The organism is Phaeobacter sp. HF9A, assembly GCF_011806385.1.
In the GTDB taxonomy this organism is placed as follows: Bacteria; Pseudomonadota; Alphaproteobacteria; order Rhodobacterales; family Rhodobacteraceae; genus Epibacterium.
Genome location: NZ_JAATOX010000010.1, coordinates 1 through 22,529, shown reverse-complemented (window position 1 = coordinate 22,529; position 22,529 = coordinate 1). Strand labels below are relative to the sequence as shown.

Here is a 22,529-nt window from a genome sequence, read left to right as displayed (position 1 = left end):
GCGCCCATTTCACGCGCGTTCCGCAGCAGGTAAGGAAGATTGCAGTTTTCCCGCCTGTTGAATTCCTCTAAGGTCCGCCACAATCAGAGCGCAAGATCTATGGGGGGATCGGGTGTCAGACCACGACAGATATGCGCTGTCGCATATATCGCTGTTCCATGGCCCCTGGGCCAGACCGTCGTCCCGCCCGATCTGGGGGCGCCGGACACAAGAGCCGTGCCTGCACACCATCGCAGGACGCGCAGATGGCCTGTTGATCTCCAAAATCCATGACCGTACGGACATTCCCCGCCGTGCCAGGGTGCACAACATGTGCCCGCAGCCGGAGAGTGCGGCATGATTCTCGACCTCTATTACGCGCGCCGGTTTCTCCAGTCGTTTGTCATCATCGCTGGCGTGTTGATGAGCCTCGTGATGCTGATCGACCTCAGCGAGCAATTCCGCCGGTTCGATGCCCAGGGGTTGAACCTGGGCCAGCTTCTGGGGCTGACGCTGCTGAACACACCGGCTGCGCTGAGCAATTTCCTGCCCTTGATCATGATCCTGACCACCATCGTGCTGTTTGTTGGCATGGCCCGCAGCAGCGAGTTGGTGGTGACCCGCGCGTTTGGGCGCTCGGGTATCCGGGCGCTGCTGCCGCCGGTGCTGCTGGCGCTGGTGATTGGTGCCCTGGCGGTGACCACGCTGAACCCGATCGTGGCGGCCACGGCCAATCGCTATAAATCCTTGGCCGAGAGCTATCGCCAGCCGGGCGCTGCGGCGGCGGTGTCGCTCACCGGCGAGGGGCTGTGGCTGCGTCAGGGCGGGCAGAATGGCCAATCGGTCATCCATGCGGCCAATTACGAGGGGACCGCGGATTCGCTGGTGCTCTCGCATGTCTCGATCCTCAGCTACGCGCCGGATGGTGGCCCCACCCGCCGCATCCTCGCGGAAGAGGCCTGGCTGGACGGCGAGGACTGGGTGCTGCGCAACGCCAAGGTCTGGCAGCTTGTGGTGGGGGTGAACCCGGAACGGGGCGCGCGCCGGTTCGAAGAGCTGCGCCTGCCGACCACCCTGACCAATGAGCGCATCCGCGACACCATCAGCTTTTCCGAGGGGATTTCGATCTACGAGCTGCCGCAAACCATTGCGGCGCTGAATGAGGCGGGGTTTTCCACCACCCGCTTTCAGGTCTGGTTCCAGGTGGAACTGGCCCGGCCGCTGTTTCTGGTGGCGATGGTGCTGGTCGGCGCCGCATTCACCATGCGCCACACCAGGCTTGGTGGCACCGGCGTCGCGGTGCTGACCTCGGTCTTGCTGGGTTTTACGCTTTATTTTGTCCATAACTTCGCACGGATCCTCGGTGAAAACGGACAAATCCCGGTTCTTCTGGCGGCCTGGGCGCCACCGGTTGCCTCAATACTCCTGACGATGGGACTGCTCCTGCATGCCGAAGACGGTTGATTACAAAACAAAACGCCGGAGCAAACTGCTGTCATCCGTGCTGCCGCTCTGGCTGGGGCTGATGCTGGCGGCACCGGCCGCGCTGCATGCACCCGATGTGGCGGCACAGGATCAGAGCGCCGCCGCCACGCTGGTGGCGGATAAGGTCTTCATGTCGCCGGATCGCAAGCTGGTGGCCGAAGGTCATGTCGAGGCCTTTCAGGGCAACATCCGCCTTCAGGCCAGCCGCATCACCTATGATCGCCAAAGCGGGGTGCTGACGCTCGACGGGCCGATCCGGCTTGACCAGGGCGGCTCTGTCACCGTTCTGGCCAATGCCGCAGAACTCGACAGCGGGCTGCGCAACGGCATTCTGCGCGGCGCGCGGATGGTGTTTGACCAGCAGGTCCAGCTCGCGGCCCAGCAGATGACGCGGGTCGAGGGGCGCTATTCTCAGCTCTATAAAACCGCCGTCACCTCTTGTGATGTCTGTGGCGATGGCCGCCCGCCGCTCTGGCAAATCCGCGCCGAACGGGTGACCCATGACGCAGAGGAAAAACAGCTGTATTTCGAGGGCGCGCAGCTGCGGATCCGAAATGTCCCGGTGTTCTACTTTCCCGGCCTGCGCCTGCCGGATCCCTCGCTGGATCGGGCCGATGGCTTCCTGATCCCGACCTTGTCGAGTTCCTCGAACCTCGGGTTTGGTGTCAAGGTGCCCTATTTTGTCACCATTGGCCCCCATCGCGATTTGACCATCACGCCCTATCTGGCGGCAAAGGCCACCTCGCTCGGGCTGCGCTACCGGCAGGCGTTTCGCAACGGCCAGATCGAGATTTCCGGCGCCTTCAGCCGCGACGAGATCCAACCCGAGGACAATCGCGGCTATCTCTTCGCCACGGGCCTCTTCGAGCTGCAACGCGGCTTCAAGCTGCGCTTTGATCTGAAAACCGTATCAGATGACGGCTATCTCGCCGATTATGACATCTCGGATGCCGACCGGCTGCGCTCTGACCTGAGCCTCTGGCGGGTGCAGCGCGATCAGCTGATCCAGGGCAGCATTCACAACTACAAGACCCTGCGCGATACAGAAAATGGCGATCTTGTGCCCACCGCCATTCTGACCGGCACATTTGAACAGCGCCTGTTTCCCAGGCATATCGGCGGTGAATTGCGGCTGCGGCTGAATGGCACGCAGTTTTTCCGCGAATCCACGCTCGACGCCACCGCGACCGAGGCCAATGGCCGTGATGTGACCCGCCTGACCGCCGATGCAACCTGGCTGCGCAGCTGGATCCTGCCCTGGGGCGTTGAGACCAGCGCCACCGCCGGCGTGGCGATCGACAGCTTTGCGCTCTCCGATGATGCCATCTACCAACAGGACGTCAGCCGGATCACCCCAAAGGCGGCGCTGACCTTCCGCCGCCCGATGTTGCGCCAAACCGCCTCCGGCGCGACGCAACTGCTGGAACCGATCGTGCAAATCGGCTGGTCCCATGTCAGCGGCGATGATGTGCCCAACGAGGCCAGCAATATCTCGGAATTCGACCAGGGCAACCTCTTGGCGCTGTCACGCTTTCCCGAACCCGACGCGCGCGAAGATGGGCTGGCACTGGTCTATGGTGTCAATTTCGCCCATTTCGACGAGCGCGGCTGGTCGGCGACCGGAACCATTGCGCAGATCTTGCGCGAGGACGCGCAGCCCGGCTTCACCGCCACCTCGGGCCTGGATGGGCAAAGCTCCGATTTCCTTCTGGCCGGTCAGGTCAATTTCATGAACAATCTGACCGTCACCGCGCGCGGGATCCTCGACGAATCCTGGTCGGTCTCCAAGGCAGAGTTTCGCGGCGATCTGGATCGCGACCGGCTGAGCCTCTACGGCAGCTATCTCTGGCTTCAGTCGGACCCGGCAGAAGACCGCAGCAGCGATACCTCCGAGCTCTGGCTCGATGGCAGCTATGCGCTGACGAACACCTGGCGCGCGGGGGCCGATGTGCGCTACGACATTGCCGATAGCCGCGCCACCCGCACCGGAATTGGCCTGACCTATCAGAATGAGTGCGTTACCCTCGACCTCTCGGTCAGCCGTCGCTATACCTCGACCACAAGTGTTGAGCCATCGACCGATTTCGGATTTACTCTCTCGCTCAACGGGTTCTCCGTTAAGAGCGGCACCACAACGAGCAGGCGATCATGCAGTTGAAACAGATTTCCCATCGGGTTCTTCAAGCCCTGACCTCCTGGCCGCGCCCGGTTGCCTATGCTGGCGCCCTGGCCCTGACCAGCTTTCTGCCGACGCTCTCCGCCACACCGGCGGCGGCGCAGGGGCTGTTTGCGCCCGCGATCACCGTCAACGAGGATGTGATCACCCGATATGAGCTGGAGCAGCGCGAACTGTTTCTGACCGTGCTCGGTGAAACCCAGGGGAACGCGGCCGAAGCGGCCCGAGAGGCCCTGATCGAGGATCGTCTCAAGCGCGCCGCCATCAATCAGGCGGGCCTGACCCTCAGCGACGAGGAAATCACCGAAGGCATGCGAGAGCTGGCCGGACGGACCAACATGTCGCTTGAGGAATTCCTTTCGCGTCTCAACCAAAGCGGCGTCTCCACCGAAACCGTGCGGGATTTTGCCGCCATCGGTCTCGGCTGGCGCGAATATGCCCAGGGCCGTTTCCTGGCGCAGGCCCAGCCCAGCGACGCGGAAATCGACCGCGCCATGGGATCCGCCGGCACCGGCAGCGTGCAGGTGCTGCTCTCCGAGGTCATCCTGCCCTATGATCAGAACAACGCCGCCCAGGTCGAAGAGCTCGCAACCCAGATTGCAGATGTAAAGACCGCCGCCGCCTTTGCCGCCTCTGCCGCGCAGTTCTCCGCATCCAGCAGCCGCACCGACAGCGGCCGCCTGCCCTGGTTGCCCCTGTCCCAGCTGCCCGCGCCGCTGCAAAACGTGGTGCTGGAAATGCAACCGGGCGAGATCACCGAACCCTTGCCGCTTCAGGGCGCTATCGCCATTTTCCAGATGCGCGGCCTGCGCGAAGTGGACGGGCGCAGCGCCCGCTACGCGGCGCTGGACTACGCCACCTATCGCATTCCCGGCGGGCGCAGCCCCGAGGCGCTCGCAGAGGCCAAACTGCTGCGCGACAAGATCGACACCTGCGATGACCTTTACGGGGTCAACAAGGGCAAGGACCCGGCGCTCTTGTTCCGTGGCAGCAAGGCCCCCGGCGACATCCCTCAGGATATCTCACTGGAACTGGCCAAGATGGACGCCAATGAATCCTCCGCCAATGTGACCCGCGACAATGGTCAGACGCTGCTGTTTGTCATGCTCTGCGGCCGCACAAGCGAGGTCGTGGGCGCGCAGGAAGATGCCCGCCAGACCGTGGCCAACGCGCTGCTGCAACAGCGTCTCGCCGCCCTCGCCGAAAGCTATGTCGAACAGCTCAAGGCCAACGCACGGATCAGCTACAAATGAGTGACACGCCACAGGTTATCGCGCTCTCCTGTGGCGAGCCGGCCGGAATAGGCCCGGAGATCGCCGTTGCCGCCTGGCGCGAACTGCGCGCCAGCTGCCCCTTTGTCTGGATCGGCGATCCCCGGCACCTGCCCGCCGGCACGCCGATCAAGGAGGTCACACACCCCGCCGAGGCGATCCCCCATTGCGACAGCGCGCTGCCAGTGCTGCCCCTCGCCTTTGACGGGGATCTGACACCGGGTCAGGCCGATCCCCGCAATGCGCCCGGCGTGATCCGCGCCATCGAGACCGCCGTGGAGCTGGTCAAACGGCAAGATGCCTCCGCGCTCTGCACCGCCCCGATCCACAAGAAGGCGCTGATTGACGGCGCGGATTTTTCCTACCCCGGCCACACCGAATTCCTCGCCGCGCTCGCTGAGGTTGATCACGTGGTGATGATGCTCGCCAGTGCCGAGCTGCGCGTGGTGCCCGCCACCATCCATATCCCCCTGTCGCGCGTCCCTGAGGTGCTCACCCCGGATCTTCTGCGCCAGGTGATCACCATCACCGATCAGGGGCTGCGCCGGCTCTTTGGCCTGCAGGCCCCCCGTATCGCCCTCACCGGCCTGAACCCTCATGCGGGCGAAGGCGGCGCCATGGGCCATGAGGAACTGGACTGGATGCAGGGCCTCATCGCCGCAATGCAGGCCGAGGGCTTCGCCCTCACCGGCCCGCACCCGGCGGATACGCTGTTTCACGCCGCCGCCCACGCCCGCTATGATGCGGTCATCGCCATGTATCATGATCAGGCGCTGATCCCGATCAAGACGCTGGCCTTTGACAAGGGCGTCAATGTCACCCTCGGCCTGCCCTTCATCCGCACCTCGCCGGATCACGGCACCGCCTTTGACATCGCCGGTCATGGCATTGCCAATCCCTCCAGCCTGATCGAAGCCCTGCGCCTCGCCCAATCCATGGCGCGCAGTCGTTAACACCAGGAAGACGCCAGCCCCTTTCTTCTAACCTGAAATATCCCGGGGAGCGCGAGGGGCAGCGCCCCTCGCTTTCGCCAGCTCCCTGCATTTGCCGCTTTCCAGATCCGCGCGCGCGCCTTATGACATCTCCTCATGAGCGCCATCGACACCCTCCCCCCGCTGCGCGAGGTCATCGCGACCCATCAGCTGTCCGCCCGCAAATCCCTGGGCCAGAATTTTCTCCTCGACCTCAACCTGACCGCCAAGATCGCGCGCCAGGCGGGGGAGCTTTCCGGCTGCGACGTGCTGGAAATCGGCCCTGGTCCCGGCGGCCTCACGCGTGGTTTGCTGGCCGAAGGCGCCCGCCGGGTGCTCGCCATCGAGAAAGACCCGCGCTGCCTGCCCGCGCTGGAAGAGATCGCCGCCGCCTATCCCGGCCAGTTGCAGGTGATCAATGGCGACGCGCTGGACGTGGATCCGCTCGAACATCTCACGCCGCCGATTCGTATTGCGGCGAACCTGCCCTATAACGTCGGCACCGAATTGCTGGTCCGCTGGCTCACCCCAAAGGCCTGGCCGCCCTTCTGGCAAAGCCTGACCCTGATGTTCCAGCGCGAGGTCGCAGAGCGCATTGTTGCGCAACCCGGCTCCAAAGCCTACGGGCGGCTTGCGCTCTTGGCGCAGTGGCGCGCCGATGCGCGCATCGTGCTGTCACTGCCGCCCGAAGCCTTCACTCCGCCACCCAAGGTCTCCAGCGCCGTGGTGCATCTGGCCGCGCTGCCGGAGCCCCGGTTTCCGGCAGATGCCGCGATTCTCAACAGGGTCGTCGCCGCCGCCTTCAACCAGCGCCGCAAGATGCTGCGTGCCTCGCTGAAGGGGGTTTCCCCCGCCATCGAGGACCATTTGAACGCCGCCGGCATTCCGCCCACGGAACGCGCCGAACAGGTCAGCCTGGAGGCCTTCTGCGCATTGGCGCGCAGCCTGGCACAGGGCTGATGCCGCCTCCTTGATCCCGGCATCAGCCAGACAAAGAAAAACCCCCAAGGCGCAGGCCTCGGGGGTTTTTACCAATTCAGTGGCCGCTTTATTCAGCAGCTTCCTGAGGCTCTTCCGGCTTGGGCTTGGCGCGGCTGCGCTTCGGCTTGGGCTTCGGTTCGCCTTCGGGTTTCGCCTCTGCGGCGGGTTTGGCTTCCGCTTCGCCGCCTTCGACAGCCGCTTGCTCCTTGGGAGCAGCGGGCTTGCGGCTGCGGGGTTTGCGCGCCGGGGCTTTCTTGGCCGGAGCGGCCTCGGTGCCTGCGGTCTTGCCCTCGGGGGTTTCCACCAAACCGCTGTCCTCGGCGCTGGTTTCAGCCTCCGCATCACGCGGGTCCTGGATCTCAGGCTGCGGGCCCTCGCCGCTGGCGGCGGTGGCGGCAGGTGCCGCTTCACGCTCCTGGCGCTCCAGACGATCCGCGCGCTCTTTATCCCGTTCGGCCTGGCGCTCGCGATTCTGACGCTCCTGCTCTTCCCGGCGGGCGTCGATCTCGCGCTGTGCCTCGTTCAACATGCGCAGATAATGCTCTGCGTGCTGCTGAAAATTCTCGGCTGCAACACGGTCGTTGCTCAGCTGCGCATCCCGCGTCAGCTGGTTATATTTGTCGATGATTTGCTGCGGTGTACCGCGCACTTTTCCCTCGGGCCCACTGCTATCGAACACGCGGTTGACAACATTGGCGCCTTGCGGGCGATTTCGGTTCGACTTCGAACGCGAACGTGATTTGGACGATCTCATATGCCTAACGTCAGCCTTGGTTCTAATTGTCGAAGACCGTGGTTCGCGCGTTCTGCGCAAGGGTCTGCGAACTTTTTTGGGCTTGGTGTCGCCGAGAGGCCTAGATGCGTCCTCTTGCAACAGCGACACTTTGAGTAACCATTTTCCACCGCATCGCACAAGGGGCCAGCGGGGGAAATTTCACTCTTTTTACTCTCAACAGGTGTAATATGGATGAATTCGGCCCAAATGTCACGGATTTCTGGCCAGAACCACCCGGTCACGGCCATCTAAATCCTGCAAAATCGTGACCTCTCTCAGCCCCGCCGCGCGCATCATATCGGCCACGGCATTGCCCTGCGTCGGGCCGATCTCCACCGCCAGCCGACCAGCCTGCGCCAGATAGGGGCGCACACCTTCGCAGATATGCCGATAGGCACTCAGCCCGTCGGCCCCGTCGGTCAGGGCCATCTGCGGTTCATGCTCGCGCACCTCGGCGGCAAGACCGTCCATTTCCTCCAGCGCGATATAGGGCGGGTTGGAGACGATGAGGTCGAATTGCCCCTCCACCTGGTCAAACCAGTCTGAACAGCGGATATCGGCGCGCGCTTCGACCCGATGCAGCACCGCATTGGCGCTGGCTTGCAGGCAGGCCGCCTCGCTCAGATCCACGCCGAGCCCGATGGCGCCCGGCTGCTCGGCCAGAAGCGTCACCAGAATGCAACCCGAGCCCACGCCGAGATCCAGCAGCCGCTCAAAGGGTTCCGACAGGGCCGCCTCGATCAGGGTCTCGGTTTCCGGGCGCGGGTCCAGCACATCCGCCGAGACCTTGAAGCGGCGGCCATAGAAATCCCGCTCGCCGATCAGATGCGAAACCGGCACCCGGATGGCGCGCAGGGCGATCAGCTGCTCATAGCGCTCGGCGATCTCATGCGACAGCTCCTCCGGCGCGATCAGGGTCACCCGGCTGGCATCAATCCGCGCCGCATGCGCCAAGAGCACCCGTGCATCCCGGGCCGGGTCATCCACCCCCGCCGCCCGCAATCGCGCGGTCGCAGCGACCATGGCCTGCGCGGCGGTGGTGGTCATTGCCCCATCTCCGCCAGTTGCTTGGCCTGATGTTCCGAAATCAAGGCGTCAATGATTTCGTCGAGATCGCCGCCCATGATCTGGTCCAGCTTGTAGAGCGTCAGGTTGATGCGGTGATCCGACATCCGCCCCTGTGGGAAATTATAGGTGCGAATGCGCTCGGATCGGTCGCCCGAGCCCACCTGGCTGGCCCGATCCGCCGAGCGCTCACCGTCGATGCGCTGGCGCTCAAGATCATACAGCCGGGTTTTCAGCACCTGCATGGCAATCTCGCGGTTGCGGTGCTGGGATTTCTCGGAGCTGGTAACCACCAGCCCGGTCGGCAGGTGGGTGATCCGCACCGCGGAATCGGTGGTGTTCACGTGCTGCCCGCCCGCCCCCGACGAGCGCATGGTATCAATCCGCAAGTCATTGGCGTCGATCCTGATATCCACGTCCTCGGCCTCCGGCAGCACCGCCACGGTGGCTGCGGAGGTATGGATCCGCCCGCCGCTCTCGGTCACCGGAACCCGCTGCACCCGATGCACGCCGCTCTCGTATTTGAGGCGGGCAAAGACACCATCGCCATTGATCCGCGCCACCAGTTCCTTGAGGCCGCCAAGCTCGGTGGCCTGCTCCTCGATCACCTCGACCTTCCAACCCTGCATCTCGGCGTAGCGGCTGTACATGCGATAGAGATCGCCGGCAAAAAGCGCCGCCTCATCGCCGCCGGTGCCTGGGCGGATCTCCAGGATCGCGGCGCGGCCATCGGCCTCGTCCTTGGGCAAGAGCGCCAGTTGCAAAGCCTGCTCCGCCGCTGGCAGCGCGGCCTTGAGCATCGGAATTTCCTCTTCCGCAAGGGCTTTCATATCCGGATCAGAGAGCATCTCCTCGGCCTCTTGCAGGTCGCTGAGCAGCTGCCGATAGGCGCTGATTTGCTCCGCCACCGGCCGCAGATCGGAATATTCCTTCGCCAGTTTTGCGATATCGCCCCCGTCTCCCTCGGCCATCGCGGCTTCAAGGTACTGAAAGCGTTGCAGGATCTGTTCCAACCGGTCTTCGGGAATCATCTTCGGGATTACTCGCTCTTGCAGGCACCTCTGTCTTTGGTACCGGGGTCAACATGTGATAGGATAGTGACATGCAACATGCCAGTGGTCATATCCGTTTCGCGGCTTTGGCGGCCCTGGGGCTCTTCGGCCTCTGGAGCGGGCTGGCGCAGGCGGATGTCATCGGCCCCGGCGGCAAGACGGTCGATTGCTATTGCACCAATACCCAGGGCAACCGGATCGAACTGGGCGAAACCATCTGCCTTCAGGTGGATGGGCGCATGTTCATGGCGCAGTGCCAGATGTCGCTGAATGTGCCGATGTGGCGCAAGGTGCAGGACGGCTGCCTTGCAGCCCAAAACAGCCCCGCCCCACAAACACTGCCCCGCCTGTAGCGCAGCCGCGCCGGGCTTTGCCCGGCGCCCGGCCCAACGCGAGTGGATCGCCAGATCCGACGAGGGGCGGGAGCGCTCCCCCCCCCTGCGTCGCATATCGAACTCCGCCGCTTAGCGCGGGTTGCGCCCCGGCAGGATGCACAGCAGCTCATACAGCAGATTGGCCGCCACCAGCGCGGTATTACCCGAGGTATCATAGGGTGGTGAGACCTCGACCAGATCACAGCCGACCACATTCAACCCCTTGAAGGCGCGGATCATCTCCAGCGCCTGCATGGTGGTCAGCCCACCGATCTCCGGCGTGCCGGTGCCGGGTGCAAAGGCTGGGTCGAGACTGTCGATGTCATAGGAAATATAGACCGGACGGGTGCCGATATCGCGACGGATCTCCGCCCCCATATTGTGCAGCGAGCGATTCCAGAGCTCCGAGGCCGGAAAATGCTGAAAGCCCCAGCCCTGCGGTTCCTTGAAATCATCCGGCCCGTACCCCGTGCCGCGCAGCCCGATCTGATAGACCTTGTCGGCCTGCAACAGACCTTCCTCACAGGCGCGGCGAAAGACGGTGCCGTGGGTTTCCTTTTCACCAAACATGTCGTCGTTGACGTCGGCATGGGCGTCCACATGGATCACCGCCACGGGGCCATGTTTGCGGGCCATGGCACGCAGGATCGGCAGGGTGATCGAATGATCCCCGCCCATGGCCACCGGCAGGACATCGGCGCTGAGGATGGCATCATAGCTGTCCTCGATGATCCGCAGCGATTCCTTCAGGTTAAAGGTATTGATCGCCAGATCGCCGATATCCGCGATGTTCAGCGCCTCAAAAGGCGCGGCGCCCGTGGCCATGTTATAGGGCCGGATCATCGCGCTCTCGGCACGGATCTGTTTCGGGCCAAAGCGCGTCCCCGAACGCCAGGAGGTGCCGATATCCATCGGAACCCCCAGCATCGCCACATCCAGCCCATCAAGCGAAGTTGCCTGCGGCAGGCGCATATAGGTGCCCGGACCGGAAAACCGGGCCAGGTCATTGCCGCTGATCGGTTGGTTGAACTCGGTCATTTCTCCCTCATGTTCCAGGCCAGAAGACAGATGATACCCGTGGCCACATGGGCGCCTGCGATCGCGGTTGCACCGGTGGTGTCAAAGGGGGGCGACACCTCGACCACGTCACCCCCCTTGATGTTGATGCCCCGCAATGCCTTCAGGATCGCCTCCGCCTGCGCGCTGGTCAAGCCGCCCCAGACCGGGGTGCCGGTGCCCGGCGCATAGGCGGGATCCAGACAGTCGATGTCAAAGGTCAGATAGACCGGACGATCTCCAAGCACCTCGCGAATACGGCGGGCAGTCTCTACCGGGCCGATCTCATGTACGGTGGCCGCGTCAATGGTTGGAACGCCGAGGTTGTCCTCATTGGTGGTGCGAATGCCCACCTGCACCGAGGTCGCCGGGTCGATAATGCCGGATTTCACCGCCTTGTAGAACATGGTGCCATGATCAATGCGGCTAAAATCATCATCCGCCCAGGTGTCGCTGTGCGCATCGAAATGCAACAGAGACACGGGCCCGTATTTCTCGGCATAGGCCTTGAGGATCGGGAAGCTGATATAGTGATCGCCGCCGATCACAACAGAGGCGGTATCGGTGGCCAGAATGCCCCGGATGTGATCCGTCAGCGTATCAGGGAAGGCAGGCACATCGGCATAGTCAAAGGCCAGATCGCCGTAATCCACGATGGCAAACTCGCTCATCGGGTCAATGTCCCAGCCATAGGGCGCATCGGGGCTTTGCAGCGCCGAAGCTTCGCGCACCGCGCGCGGGCCGAGCCTTGTACCAGGACGGTTGGTCACCGCCTGATCAAAGGGAACACCGGTCACCGCGATATCCGCATGCGTCAGATCCTTGCTGTAGCGCCGCCGCAAAAAGGATGTTGCCCCCCCAAAGGTATTCTCAAAGCTGAGCCCCTTCAGGTCGTCGCGGGTGAAAGCCTGATCAACCTGGTTTTTGGCGTCTTCCAGTGACATGTAGAACCACTCTCTTCTAGAATTTTGCGTTTTTCCTAGCGAAACCGGCGGCGCTTGTCATCTGAAAGCCCCGCCGTTCCCGACTTCACGCCAAAGGCTGTGCTTTCTCGACCAATCGCGCAAAGAATGACGCACCAATCGGCGAGATTTCATCGTTGAAGTCATATTCGGGGTGATGGAGCCCGGCGCTGTCGCCCTGGCCGAGAAAGAGATAGGCCCCCGGGCGCGCCTCCAGCATATAGGCGAAATCCTCCGCCCCCATCTCGCGCGCGCCTTCGGCCTCCACATTGGCCTCGCCAGAGATCTCGCGGGCGACATCTGCGGCAAATTCGGTCTTTTGCGCATCATTGATGGTCGCAGGATAGCCAACGTCGTAATCCAGCTCCGCGGTGACACCGTAAGCCATGGCACAGCCCTCCACGATCTCTGCCATGCGGGTCATCACCATCTGCTGCACCTGCGGATTAAAGGTGCGGATGGTGCCGTTGATATAGGCGGTTTCGGGGATCACATTGTCCACGGTGCCGGTGTGGATCTGAGTGACAGAGATCACCAGATCCTCGGTGGCGTGGTGGTTGCGGCTGACGATGGTCTGGATCGCCTGCGCAATGCCACAGGCCGCCATCACCGGATCGCGGGTCTCATGCGGCATGGCGCCATGGCCGCCCTGGCCGGTGATATTGACGGTAAAAGTATCCACAGCCGCCATGAACGGCCCCGGCGTGGTCACGAACTGCCCGACCGGCATGCCCGGGGCATTGTGCAGCGCATAGACCTCCTTGATGTCGAAACGCTCCATCACGCCCTCTTCGACCATGATGCGGGCACCGCCGATGATCTCTTCGGCGGGTTGGAAGATCAGCGCCACCTGCCCGGCAAAGTTCCGCGTCTCCGCCAGGTATTTCGCCGCCCCAAGCAGCATCGTCGTATGGCCGTCATGCCCGCAGGCATGCATTTTTCCCGGGGTCTGGGATTTGTAATCCAGATCGCGCGCCTCGGTGATCGGCAGCGCATCCATATCGGCCCGCAAACCGATGGTCGGCCCCGCGCCCTGGCCCTTGATGATCGCCACGATCCCGTTTTGCGCGATGCTCCCGTGGATTTCGTCAACGCCGAATGTCTCAAGAAGTTCAGCCACATAGGCGGCGCTCTTCACCGTATCCAACCCCAGCTCGGGGATCTGGTGCAGATGGCGACGCCAGGTCTTCATCTCGTTGGCATAATCGGCGATGCGGTTCACAACCGGCATGGGGTGGACTCCTGTGAAATAGTCGGGATGATGCAGCTGAACACGAAATTTCGGGCAGGTGCAATGAGCGACGACAGGTTGATCCACGATGAAACCGCAGGCATTGAACGGCTTCTGGAAATCATGCGCCGGCTGCGCGATCCCGAGGGCGGCTGCCCCTGGGATATCGAGCAGGATTTCGCCAGCATCGCGCCCTATACCATCGAAGAGGCCTATGAGGTCGCCGACGCCATCGAGCGCGGGAAATGGGACGAGCTGAAGGGCGAGCTGGGCGATCTGCTGTTCCAGTCTGTCTTTCACGCGCAGATGGCGCAGGAAGCCGGGCATTTCAGCTTTCAGGATGTGGTCACCACCATGTCTAACAAGATGGTCGCGCGCCATCCGCATGTGTTTGGCGATGAAAGCCGCGAAAAATCCGCCGAGCAGCAGACCCGCGACTGGGAGACGATCAAGGCCGCCGAGCGCGCCAGCAAGAACGAGACCGGCGCGCTGGATGGGGTCGCCGTCGGGCTGCCCGCCTTGCTGCGCGCCTACAAGCTGCAAAAACGCGCGGCCCGGGTGGGCTTTGACTGGCCCTCGGCGCAGAATGTGCTGGCCAAGATCGCCGAAGAATCCGCCGAACTGGTCGAGGCCCGAGAGGAGCTGACCCAGGACGAGGTCGAAGAAGAATTCGGCGATCTGTTGTTTGTGATGGCCAATCTTGGTCGTCACCTTGGGGTCGAGCCCGAGGCCGCCCTGCGCCGCACCAACGCCAAATTCACCCGCCGTTTCAACGCGGTAGAGGAAAAACTTGCCGCGCGCGACAAACGCCCGCAAGACAGTGACCTGGCGGAAATGGATGCGCTTTGGGATGAGGTCAAGGCCGAGGAAAAAGCCGCGCGCAGCTGACCTGCGTTCTGACCCGGCGCTTCTTTGCAAAAGCGGCCGTTCCCGGGCCCAGACCTATGGACAATCGCCGCCCCCCTTGCCAGTGTCCTGCCAAGTGAACGGAGGCCACAAATGAGCGCGCGCAAAATCATCATCGACACCGATCCGGGCCAGGACGACGCGGTCGCCATCCTGCTGGCGCTTGGCTCGCCGGAGGAGATCGACCTTCTTGGCATCACCGCGGTGGCGGGCAATGTGCCGCTGGCGCTGACCCAGAAAAACGCCCGCATCATCTGCGAGGTGGCCGGCCGCCCCGAGGTCAAGGTCCATGCGGGGTGCGACGCACCGCTGGAACGCCCCCTGGTCACGGCCGAACATGTGCATGGCGGCAGCGGCCTGGATGGGCCGGAGCTGTTTGACCCCAGCATGCCGCTGGCCGAACAGCATGGCGTCGATTTCATCATCGACACCCTGCGCGCCGAACCGTCCGGCAGTGTCACCCTCTGCCCGCTGGGACCGCTGACCAATATCGCCGCCGCCTTTCGCCGCGCCCCCGATATCATTGACCGCGTGCAGGAGATCGTCCTGATGGGCGGCGCCTATTTCGAGGTCGGCAACATCACCCCGGCGGCGGAGTTCAACATCTACGTGGACCCGGAAGCCGCGCAAGAGGTGCTGCACGCGGGCGTGCCCGTCACCATGATGCCGCTGGATGTCACCCATAAGGCGCTGACCACCCGCGCCCGCGTCGAGGCCTTTCGCAACCTGGGCTCGCGCGTTGGGAACTTCACCGCAGAGATGCTTGATTTCTTTGAACGTTTCGACGTGGAGAAATACGGCTCCGAAGGGGGGCCGCTGCATGATCCCTGCGTCATCGCCTATCTGATCCGCCCGGAGCTCTTCTCCGGTCGTCGTGTGAATGTCGAGGTAGAGGTCAGCTCGCCTTTGACCCTTGGCATGACGGTGGCCGATTGGTGGGGGGTGACGGATCGCCCCGCCAATGCGCTGTTTATCGGGGATCTTGATGCGGATGGGTTCTTTGCTCTGCTGACCGAACGTCTGGCGCGGCTATGAGCGCCTCTTTGCATCTGGCCCGCCCGGAAGATCTGGAAAAGCTGCTTCCGCTTGTCGAAGGCTTCCACCGCGAAGAAGGCATCGACAGCACGGAGGAGCAACGCCGCGGCGCCTTGCTGCCGCTGCTTGAGGGCATCCCTTACGGTGCCATCTACCTTGCCGGTCCGGTGCGCGCGCCGATCGGCTATGTCATCGTGACCTTCACCTGGTCGGTGGAATTCGGCGGGCTGGACGGCATGATCGACGAGCTGTTCATCCGCCCCGCCGTGCGCGGGCGCGGCATCGCCACAGAGGTGCTCTTTGCCCTGCCCCGCCCCTGGGCCGAGGCGGGCGGGCGCGCCCTGCATCGGGGGGTGAACCGCCACAATGCCTCGGCGATCAAGCTCTATACCCGCGCCCGGTTTCAGCCGCGCGAGGATTATGTGCTGATGAGCCGCAAGCTCTGACCCGCCGCCGCTGCGCCTGCTACGGGCGGAGCAGCGGCACCTGCGGCGCGCAATCCTCGGGCAGCAATCCAATAAGGCGGGGATCATCCGCGACTTCGACCTCGCGCCGACAAGGCACAAAACCAGAGCGGATGTAGAATCCCAGTGCCTGCGGGCTGTCGAGGGTGCAGGTATGGACAAAGAACCGCATGATGGGGCGCGAATAGGCGCGCTTGATCGCGTGTTCCATCACCCAGCGCCCGACGCCGCCGCCGATCAGCTCCGGCGAGAGGCCAAAGAACAACAATTCGCAATCGCCGTTCTCCATCCACACCAGTTCCAGCAGGCCAAGATCGGCGCCCGCCTTCTGCACCGACCAGACCTCGACCGCCTCACTGGCCAGATGCGCCGCCAGATCCCGCTCGGCCATGGCAAGATGCGAGAACCAGAGATAGTCCTGCCCCACCAGTCGAAAAAGCTGGCGATACCAGCTCACCTCGGGCGCGGCATGCAACACCAGATCCAACCCCGCGGGCACTGAAACCGCGCGCGGCGCCGGGCGCTGGGTCATCTCCAACGTGGTCACCACAGCCGCGATTTTGCCCGGGGTCACGGCGGATATGCCATCTCTTAGCGTCACGTTTCTCTCTCCCGTCCTTGCGCCGCTTGCGCGCCAATCTCTCCACAAACAAAGGGCCCCGCTGATGCGAGGCCCCAATAGTCCCGTCCCGGAGGCTTAGCCCTTGAGGATCGAACGACCCGCGTATTCCGCGATCTCGCCCAGGGTTTCCTCGATACGGATCAGCTGGTTGTATTTCGCGAGCCGGTCCGAACGCGCCAGGGAGCCGGTCTTGATCTGACCGCAGTTGGTGGCCACGGCGAGGTCGGCAATTGTGGCGTCCTCGGTCTCGCCCGAGCGGTGCGACATCACATTGGTGTAGCGCGCACGATGCGCCATATCGACCGCTTGCAGGGTCTCGGTGAGCGAACCGATCTGGTTCACCTTCACCAGCATGGAGTTGGCGCAGCCCTTCTCGATGCCCATGGCCAGACGCGCCGGGTTGGTCACAAAGAGATCGTCGCCGACCAGCTGCACCTTGCCGCCGAGCTCGTCTGTCAGCGCCTTCCAGCCCTCCCAGTCATCCTCGGACATGCCGTCCTCGATCGAGATGATCGGGTAATCCTTCACCAGCGCGGCCAGATAGGCGACGTTTTCGTCAGACGACAGGGTCTTGCCCTCGCCCGACAGAACGTATTTGCCGTCCTTGTAATATTCGGTCGCGGCGCAATCCAGCGCGAGATAGATTTCCTCGCCCGGTTTATAGCCAGCTTTCTCGATGGATTTCAGAATGAAATCAAGCGCATCTCGGCTGGAGCCCAGCTCCGGCGCAAAACCGCCCTCGTCGCCCAGACCAGTGGACATGCCCGCTGCCGACAGCTCTTTTTTCAGGGTGTGGAACACTTCGGAGCCCATGCGCACCGCGTCGCGGATATTGCTCGCGGCGACCGGCATGATCATGAATTCCTGAATGTCGATCGGGTTGTCGGCATGTTCGCCGCCGTTGATGATATTCATCATCGGCACCGGCAGCACGCGCGCCGAGGTGCCGCCCACATAGCGATAGAGCGGCTGGGTGGTGAAATCCGCCGCCGCCTTGGCCACTGCCAGCGACACGCCCAGGATGGCGTTGGCGCCCAGGCGGCCCTTGTTCTCGGTGCCGTCCAGCTCGATCATCGCCCGGTCGATGGAGACTTGCTCGGTCGCGTCAAAGCCCACCAGCTCATCGGCGATCTCGCCATTGACGGCGGCAACCGCTTCCAGAACGCCTTTGCCCATGTAGCGGCTCTTGTCGCCGTCGCGGCGCTCAACCGCCTCATAGGCGCCGGTGGAGGCGCCGGAGGGCACCGCAGCGCGGCCCATGGTGCCGTCTTCAAGAACGACATCAACTTCGACCGTCGGGTTGCCCCGGCTGTCGAGAATTTCGCGGGCGTGAATGTCGATAATGGTGCTCATCGCAGGTGGTCCCTCACTGTGACAGGATTTCCCCCCGGTCATAGCAAGACCCTGTAAAAAGTAAACCGGAGGCGTTATCGCTAACACCCCTAATTCGGGAGGTTTAGCCCTAACAGTCGAAATTTCTTTGGCGGGATTTGGCTATGGCTTGGATCGGCGCGATAAAAATGACGCGCCGATCCGGGGGCGGCATGAAAAACAGCGGCAAGAGCTTGCGCCAGATGATTAACAGCGCAAGAGTCTGCGCCATGACTCACCCTCCCCTCCAGCGCGCGGTCGGATTTCGCAGCTTTGTGATTTCCAACCTCTCCTTCCTGTCAGCCGGCGCGATGCTGACCTTCCTGTCGAGCTTTGGTCAGACCTTCTTTATCTCGGTCTTTGCCGGGCAGATCCAACAGGAGTTCGGCCTCAGCCACGCGGGCTGGGGCGGGCTTTACATGATCGGCACCATGGTCTCGGCACTGGTCATGGTCTGGGCCGGAGCGCTGACGGATGTGTTTCGGGTGCGCCGCCTGGGGCCTATCGTGCTCTGTGGTCTGGCGCTCTCCTGCGCGTTGATGGCGCTCAACCATAGGCTTTGGGTGCTGCCGCTCTCGATCTTTCTGCTGCGGGTCTTTGGCCAGGGCATGAGCACCCACCTGGCGGTGGTGGCCATGGCGCGCTGGTTCGTGGCCGCACGCGGGCGGGCGCTGTCGCTTGCGGCGCTGGGGGTCTCCTTCGGACAGGCGGTCCTGCCGCTGACATTCGTCGCGCTCATGGCGGTGTTTGACTGGCGCAGACTCTGGCTGCTGGCGGCTGTGATCTGCCTGCTCGGCGTGCCCCTTCTCGCGCGGCTCTTGTCCAGGGAGCGGATGCCGCAATCGATCAGCGCCGAGAACAGCAGCACCGGCATGGACAATCGCCACTGGACCCGTGGCGAGGCCCTCCGCTCGCCGCTGTTTTGGTACATGATGCCTGCGATTTTGGGGCCCGGCGCCTTCAACACCGCGTTTTTCTTTCACCAGCTGCATTTCGCCAGTACCAAGGGCTGGTCGCATCTGGAACTGGCAGCCCTGTTTCCCATCTACACGGCGGCGGCGGTGGTCTTTATGCTGGTGTCGGGCTGGGCGCTGGATCGCTGGGGCGCCAATCGTCTGATCGTCTATTCCCAATTGCCCATGGTGCTGGCCTTCTTCATGTTTGCGCAATCCAGCAGCGCTGCGGGTCTCACGCTTGGCATTCTGGGGCTCGCCATCAGCCAGGGCGCCAGCTCGACCCTGCCCAATTCGCTCTGGGCCGAGGCCTATGGCACCCGCCATATCGGCGCGATCAAGGCGCTGGCGATCGCGGTGATGGTGCTGGGATCAGCCATCGGGCCCGGGATCACCGGGTTGCTGATCGACCTCGGCATCAACTTTGACCAGCAAGGCTATGGGATTGCAGTTTATTTCCTGTTCGCAACCGCGATGATGATGATCGGCGTGCCACAGGCGCGGCGGCGCCTGGCGCATGTTCAGGCGGGCTGAGCCAGGCCGCGCGCCGCCCGACGCGCCAACCTGCGTTCGCGCACAAAGGTATAAAGCCCGGTCGCAATGATCAACGCAGACCCCGCCAGTGTCATCGCATCGGGGCGCTCGGCAAAGATGATCGCGCCGCCAATCATCGAAAACACCAGACGCGAGTAGCGAAACGGCGTGATCACAGCGGCATCGGCAATGCGCGTCGCCGTCACCAGGCCGGAATAGGCGATCACCCCAAAGAGCGTCGCACCCGCCAGCATGCTCCATTCAAACCCGCTGGGCGCCCGTAGCCCGCCGGGCGTCAGCAGCAGCATCACCCCGCCCGCCAGCGCCACCGCACCATAGGCCTGCACGCTGAGCAGGAACGAGGGGATCTCCGCCGTCATCCGCCGTGTCATCAAATCCCGCGCGGCCACACCAAGCACCGCGACCAGCACCAGAAGCGCATTGGGTTCAAACCCCGACAGCCCCGGGCGGATGATCATCAACACGCCGAAAAAGCCGACGCAGATCGCGCTCCAGCGCCGCCAGCCCACGGATTCGCCGAGAAACAGCGCCGCGCCCATGGTGATCGCCAGCGGCGTGGCCTGAAACACCGCCGCCACCACCGAGATATCGACCAGCGCCAGCGCCGAGGCAAAGCTCATCGCCGAAACCGCTTCGGCTAGTGCCCGCAAAAGCGGCATGCCCGTCCAGGCGGCGGGCGTCAGCACGCTCCTGCCCTGCATCCACAGCGCGATCAGAAACACCGGCATAGCCGCCGCCCCGATCAGCATCAGGATCTGCCCCACCGGCAGGGTCCCGGAGAGCTGTTTGATAAACAGATCCTCGACCGTGAAGCCCGCCATGGCGATCAACAGCAACACAATACCTTTGACGTTATCCATGACCGCCTCCGCGCCGAAAAATTGGATACAACCTGCCTTCACATCGCCTGACGCGTCCCAGAGGAGCAAGCGCAAAACAGAAGCCCCACAGCAGAAGTTGTGACGGCACCGATAAAAATTTGTGATGGAGGATGCGGCCTCAGCCGTCTTTCTTCAGCGGCACACCATAGAGTTCCAGCTTGTGCCCCTTGAGCCGATAGCCCAGCTTCTGCGCGATCTTCTCTTGCAGCGCCTCGATCTCCGGGTCGCAAAACTCGATCACCTCGCCGGTGTTCAGGTCGATCAGATGGTCGTGATGCTCGCGGTCGGCATCCTCATAGCGGGCGCGGCCATCGCCGAATTCCAGCCGGTCCAGAATGCCGGATTCCTCAAACAGCTTCACCGTGCGATAGACCGTCGCCAGAGAAATCCGCGAATCCAGCGCATTGGCGCGGGCGTGCAGCTCCTCGACATCCGGGTGATCGTCGCTGTCTTCCAGCACCCGGGCAATCACACGCCGGGGCGCGGTCATGCGCAGACCGTGGGTCTCGCAACGGGAAATGATGGTATCGCTCATGCCGGTCCCTTATGCTCAGGCTCACTCCGGGGCGTCCTTGCTTGACCTGTCTTTTTATCGAATGCAAGCCCCGAATCCCAGCATCATCATTGACAAACGCCGCCATCAGGGTCATGTGCCCTTCAGGCATACCCTCTGCCGCGTGAGCAGAGGCCCTTAGCGTTCTTGGGATATCAGATATCCCCAGCCAGATTTTCGCCTGTCTCAGGTGGGGTTTGAAACGTCAAATCGGGTCTAATCAGGGATGCCATGGTTCCAAGATCACGCGTGGGGCTAGTTGCGAGGGATCGGCACATCGGCATCCGGCCGGATCGTGTCAGAGGTCCCCGCCCCACCCGAACAGGGCCGGAGGTCAAGGAGACCGCGGCCCTGCTGGTGCATGCGTTGATTGCATGCGCCACAGAAAGGACAATTGTGACCGAATTTTCAACGATGGATCTGCCCAAGCACCTGCAAACCCGCATGACGGAGATGGGCCTTCTTGAACCGACCCCGATCCAGGCGCGCGCGATCCCGCATGCGCTGAACGGCGAAGACGTGCTGGGGCTGGCGCAGACCGGCACCGGCAAGACCGCCGCCTTTGGTGTGCCGCTGGTGGCGCAGATGCTGCAATATGGCCGCAAACCCGCAGAAGGCACCGTGCGCGGGCTGATCCTGGCCCCGACCCGCGAGCTGGCCAATCAGATCGCCGAAACCCTCAAAGCCCTGACCGACGGCAGCCCGCTGAAAACCGGGCTGGTTGTGGGCGGTGTCTCCATCAACCCGCAGATCAACCGCCTGTCGCGCGGCACCGATATTCTGGTGGCCACTCCCGGGCGTCTCCTGGATATCCTGGATCGCGGCGCGCTGGATCTGGGCTCCTGTGATTTTCTTGTGCTGGACGAGGCCGACCAGATGCTGGATCTCGGCTTTATCCACGCGCTGCGCAAGATCGCGGCCCTGCTGCCCGAGGAACGCCAGACCATGCTGTTCTCGGCCACCATGCCCAAGCAGATGAACGAGATCGCCAACGCCTATCTCAAGAGTCCCGTGCGCATCGAAGTGACCCCTCCGGGCAAACCCGCCGCCAAGGTTACCCAATCGGTGCATTTCATCGCCAAGGCCGAGAAGCTGAGCCTGCTCAAGGAGCAACTCAGCAGCCACGATGGCGAGCGCACCCTGGTTTTTGGCCGTACCAAACACGGTATGGAGAAGCTGATGAAGGTGCTGGACAAGGCCGGCTTCAAGGCCGCCGCGATCCATGGCAACAAGAGCCAGGGTCAGCGCGAGCGCGCCCTGAAGGCGTTCAAATCCGGTGAAATCACCGTGCTGGTGGCCACTGATGTGGCGGCGCGCGGGCTTGATATCCCGGATGTGAAATACGTCTATAACTACGAGCTGCCCAATGTGCCGGACGCCTATGTGCACCGGATCGGCCGGACCGCACGCGCGGGCAAGGACGGTCAGGCGGTGGCCTTCTGCGCCCCCGACGAGATTGGCGATCTGAAAGCGATCCAGAAAACCATGGGCATCACCATCCCCGTGGCTTCCGGCCGCGCCTGGGAAGAGCTGCCCGATCCGGCGGCAAAATCGGGCCGTGGTGGCGGCCGTGGACGTCCCGGCGGTGGTCGCGGCAATGGCGGCGGCAAACCCGGTAACGGGCGTCGGCGCTTTGGCGGAGGCAAACCCGACGGCCAGTCCGGTTCTGGCGAAGCGCGCAGCGCCGGTGCGGGCGGCGGCGGTCGTCAGCGCCGCAAGTCCTGATCGCAACGGGGCTCTTCACCAGAGGACGGATTGTCCAGATCGGGGCGGGGAAACTCCCGCCCCTTTTCTCTGAGCCAAAGGCTCCG

21 protein-coding genes are annotated in these 22,529 nt (G+C 63.3%); 11 read left to right on the top strand and 10 right to left on the bottom strand.

Translation table 11 applies throughout. The features are described from left to right. Positions 1-336: 336 nt before the first annotated feature. From lptG to rsmA, 5 genes are all read left to right on the top strand, one after another. Positions 337-1,443 (top strand): LPS export ABC transporter permease LptG, encoded by a 1,107-nt coding sequence (gene lptG, locus HCZ87_RS03195; protein ID WP_167642329.1) that lies wholly within the window; start codon positions 337-339, stop codon positions 1,441-1,443. Continuing rightward, positions 1,427-3,622, top strand: a complete 2,196-nt coding sequence (locus tag HCZ87_RS03190; RefSeq protein WP_167642328.1) for an LPS-assembly protein LptD — start codon at positions 1,427-1,429, stop codon at positions 3,620-3,622. The genes lptG and HCZ87_RS03190 overlap by 17 nt, the downstream gene beginning before the upstream one ends. Beyond that, positions 3,613-4,893 carry a peptidylprolyl isomerase gene (locus HCZ87_RS03185; RefSeq protein ID WP_167642327.1) on the top strand — a complete coding sequence of 427 codons (1,281 nt, stop codon included), beginning with the start codon at positions 3,613-3,615 and terminating at the stop codon, positions 4,891-4,893. Before HCZ87_RS03190 ends, HCZ87_RS03185 begins: the two co-directional genes overlap by 10 nt. Next, positions 4,890-5,864, top strand: a complete 975-nt coding sequence (gene pdxA / locus HCZ87_RS03180) for a 4-hydroxythreonine-4-phosphate dehydrogenase PdxA (RefSeq protein ID WP_167642326.1) — start codon at positions 4,890-4,892, stop codon at positions 5,862-5,864. Before HCZ87_RS03185 ends, pdxA begins: the two co-directional genes overlap by 4 nt. Positions 5,865-5,999: 135 nt before the next feature. Then, entirely contained in the window at positions 6,000-6,842 is an 843-nt protein-coding gene (rsmA, locus tag HCZ87_RS03175) for a 16S rRNA (adenine(1518)-N(6)/adenine(1519)-N(6))-dimethyltransferase RsmA (protein ID WP_167642325.1), read from the top strand. An 88-nt stretch (positions 6,843-6,930) separates the two neighbouring features. On the opposite strand, the gene HCZ87_RS03170 is transcribed toward rsmA, so the two are convergent. The 3 genes from HCZ87_RS03170 to prfA all read right to left on the bottom strand — a co-directional run bounded on the left by HCZ87_RS03170 (position 6,931) and on the right by prfA (position 9,734). Next, positions 6,931-7,617 carry a DUF4167 domain-containing protein gene (locus HCZ87_RS03170; RefSeq protein WP_167642324.1) on the bottom strand — a complete coding sequence of 229 codons (687 nt, stop codon included), beginning with the start codon at positions 7,615-7,617 and terminating at the stop codon, positions 6,931-6,933. 231 nt (positions 7,618-7,848) lie between these two features. After that, positions 7,849-8,685: a peptide chain release factor N(5)-glutamine methyltransferase gene (gene prmC / locus HCZ87_RS03165; RefSeq protein WP_167642323.1), complete on the bottom strand. Its 837-nt coding sequence runs from the start codon at positions 8,683-8,685 to the stop codon at positions 7,849-7,851. Continuing rightward, positions 8,682-9,734, bottom strand: coding sequence for a peptide chain release factor 1 (gene prfA / locus HCZ87_RS03160; RefSeq protein ID WP_167642322.1), 1,053 nt, complete (start codon positions 9,732-9,734; stop codon positions 8,682-8,684). Before prfA ends, prmC begins: the two co-directional genes overlap by 4 nt. Positions 9,735-9,805: 71 nt before the next feature. On the opposite strand from prfA, the gene HCZ87_RS03155 reads away from it, so the two are divergent. Then, on the top strand, positions 9,806-10,108 hold the full coding sequence (locus HCZ87_RS03155; protein WP_254868503.1) for a hypothetical protein: 303 nt from the start codon (positions 9,806-9,808) through the stop codon (positions 10,106-10,108). A 111-nt stretch (positions 10,109-10,219) separates the two neighbouring features. Here HCZ87_RS03155 and speB (HCZ87_RS03150) read toward each other — a convergent pair whose 3' ends face one another. The 3 genes from speB (HCZ87_RS03150) to HCZ87_RS03140 form a co-directional block, all read right to left on the bottom strand. Then, positions 10,220-11,167, bottom strand: a complete 948-nt coding sequence (gene speB, locus HCZ87_RS03150) for an agmatinase (protein ID WP_167642321.1) — start codon at positions 11,165-11,167, stop codon at positions 10,220-10,222. Then, a complete protein-coding gene (gene speB / locus HCZ87_RS03145) occupies positions 11,164-12,129 on the bottom strand; it encodes an agmatinase (protein WP_167642320.1) in 966 nt (321 codons plus the stop codon). The genes speB (HCZ87_RS03150) and speB (HCZ87_RS03145) overlap by 4 nt, the downstream gene beginning before the upstream one ends. Positions 12,130-12,214: 85 nt before the next feature. After that, positions 12,215-13,378, bottom strand: coding sequence for a M20 aminoacylase family protein (locus HCZ87_RS03140; RefSeq protein WP_167642319.1), 1,164 nt, complete (start codon positions 13,376-13,378; stop codon positions 12,215-12,217). A gap of 63 nt (positions 13,379-13,441) precedes the next feature. On the opposite strand from HCZ87_RS03140, the gene mazG reads away from it, so the two are divergent. From mazG to HCZ87_RS03125, 3 genes are all read left to right on the top strand, one after another. Continuing rightward, the gene (gene mazG / locus HCZ87_RS03135) at positions 13,442-14,266 is read left to right on the top strand and encodes a nucleoside triphosphate pyrophosphohydrolase (protein ID WP_167642318.1); all 825 of its coding nucleotides are present in this window, start codon (positions 13,442-13,444) and stop codon (positions 14,264-14,266) included. A gap of 111 nt (positions 14,267-14,377) precedes the next feature. Further along, on the top strand, positions 14,378-15,319 hold the full coding sequence (locus tag HCZ87_RS03130; protein WP_167642317.1) for a nucleoside hydrolase: 942 nt from the start codon (positions 14,378-14,380) through the stop codon (positions 15,317-15,319). Continuing rightward, a complete protein-coding gene (locus HCZ87_RS03125) occupies positions 15,316-15,765 on the top strand; it encodes an N-acetyltransferase (RefSeq protein ID WP_167642316.1) in 450 nt (149 codons plus the stop codon). The genes HCZ87_RS03130 and HCZ87_RS03125 overlap by 4 nt, the downstream gene beginning before the upstream one ends. A gap of 19 nt (positions 15,766-15,784) precedes the next feature. On the opposite strand, the gene HCZ87_RS03120 is transcribed toward HCZ87_RS03125, so the two are convergent. Together HCZ87_RS03120 and eno are read right to left on the bottom strand one after the other, a co-directional pair. Beyond that, positions 15,785-16,384, bottom strand: coding sequence for a GNAT family N-acetyltransferase (locus tag HCZ87_RS03120; RefSeq protein WP_368484074.1), 600 nt, complete (start codon positions 16,382-16,384; stop codon positions 15,785-15,787). A gap of 96 nt (positions 16,385-16,480) precedes the next feature. Next, positions 16,481-17,758: a phosphopyruvate hydratase gene (eno, locus tag HCZ87_RS03115; RefSeq protein ID WP_167642315.1), complete on the bottom strand. Its 1,278-nt coding sequence runs from the start codon at positions 17,756-17,758 to the stop codon at positions 16,481-16,483. A gap of 248 nt (positions 17,759-18,006) precedes the next feature. Here eno and HCZ87_RS03110 point away from each other — a divergent pair, with 248 nt between their 5' ends. Further along, a complete protein-coding gene (locus HCZ87_RS03110) occupies positions 18,007-19,263 on the top strand; it encodes an MFS transporter (protein WP_167642314.1) in 1,257 nt (418 codons plus the stop codon). On the opposite strand, the gene HCZ87_RS03105 is transcribed toward HCZ87_RS03110, so the two are convergent. Together HCZ87_RS03105 and HCZ87_RS03100 are read right to left on the bottom strand one after the other, a co-directional pair. Beyond that, positions 19,251-20,144 carry a DMT family transporter gene (locus tag HCZ87_RS03105; protein ID WP_167642313.1) on the bottom strand — a complete coding sequence of 298 codons (894 nt, stop codon included), beginning with the start codon at positions 20,142-20,144 and terminating at the stop codon, positions 19,251-19,253. The two genes, HCZ87_RS03110 and HCZ87_RS03105, sit on opposite strands and share 13 nt — an antisense overlap. Before the next feature lie 139 nt (positions 20,145-20,283). Beyond that, positions 20,284-20,700 (bottom strand): Fur family transcriptional regulator, encoded by a 417-nt coding sequence (locus HCZ87_RS03100; RefSeq protein ID WP_167642312.1) that lies wholly within the window; start codon positions 20,698-20,700, stop codon positions 20,284-20,286. Between the two features lie 414 nt (positions 20,701-21,114). On the opposite strand from HCZ87_RS03100, the gene HCZ87_RS03095 reads away from it, so the two are divergent. Beyond that, a complete protein-coding gene (locus HCZ87_RS03095) occupies positions 21,115-22,443 on the top strand; it encodes a DEAD/DEAH box helicase (RefSeq protein ID WP_167642311.1) in 1,329 nt (442 codons plus the stop codon). Positions 22,444-22,529: the final 86 nt, after the last annotated feature.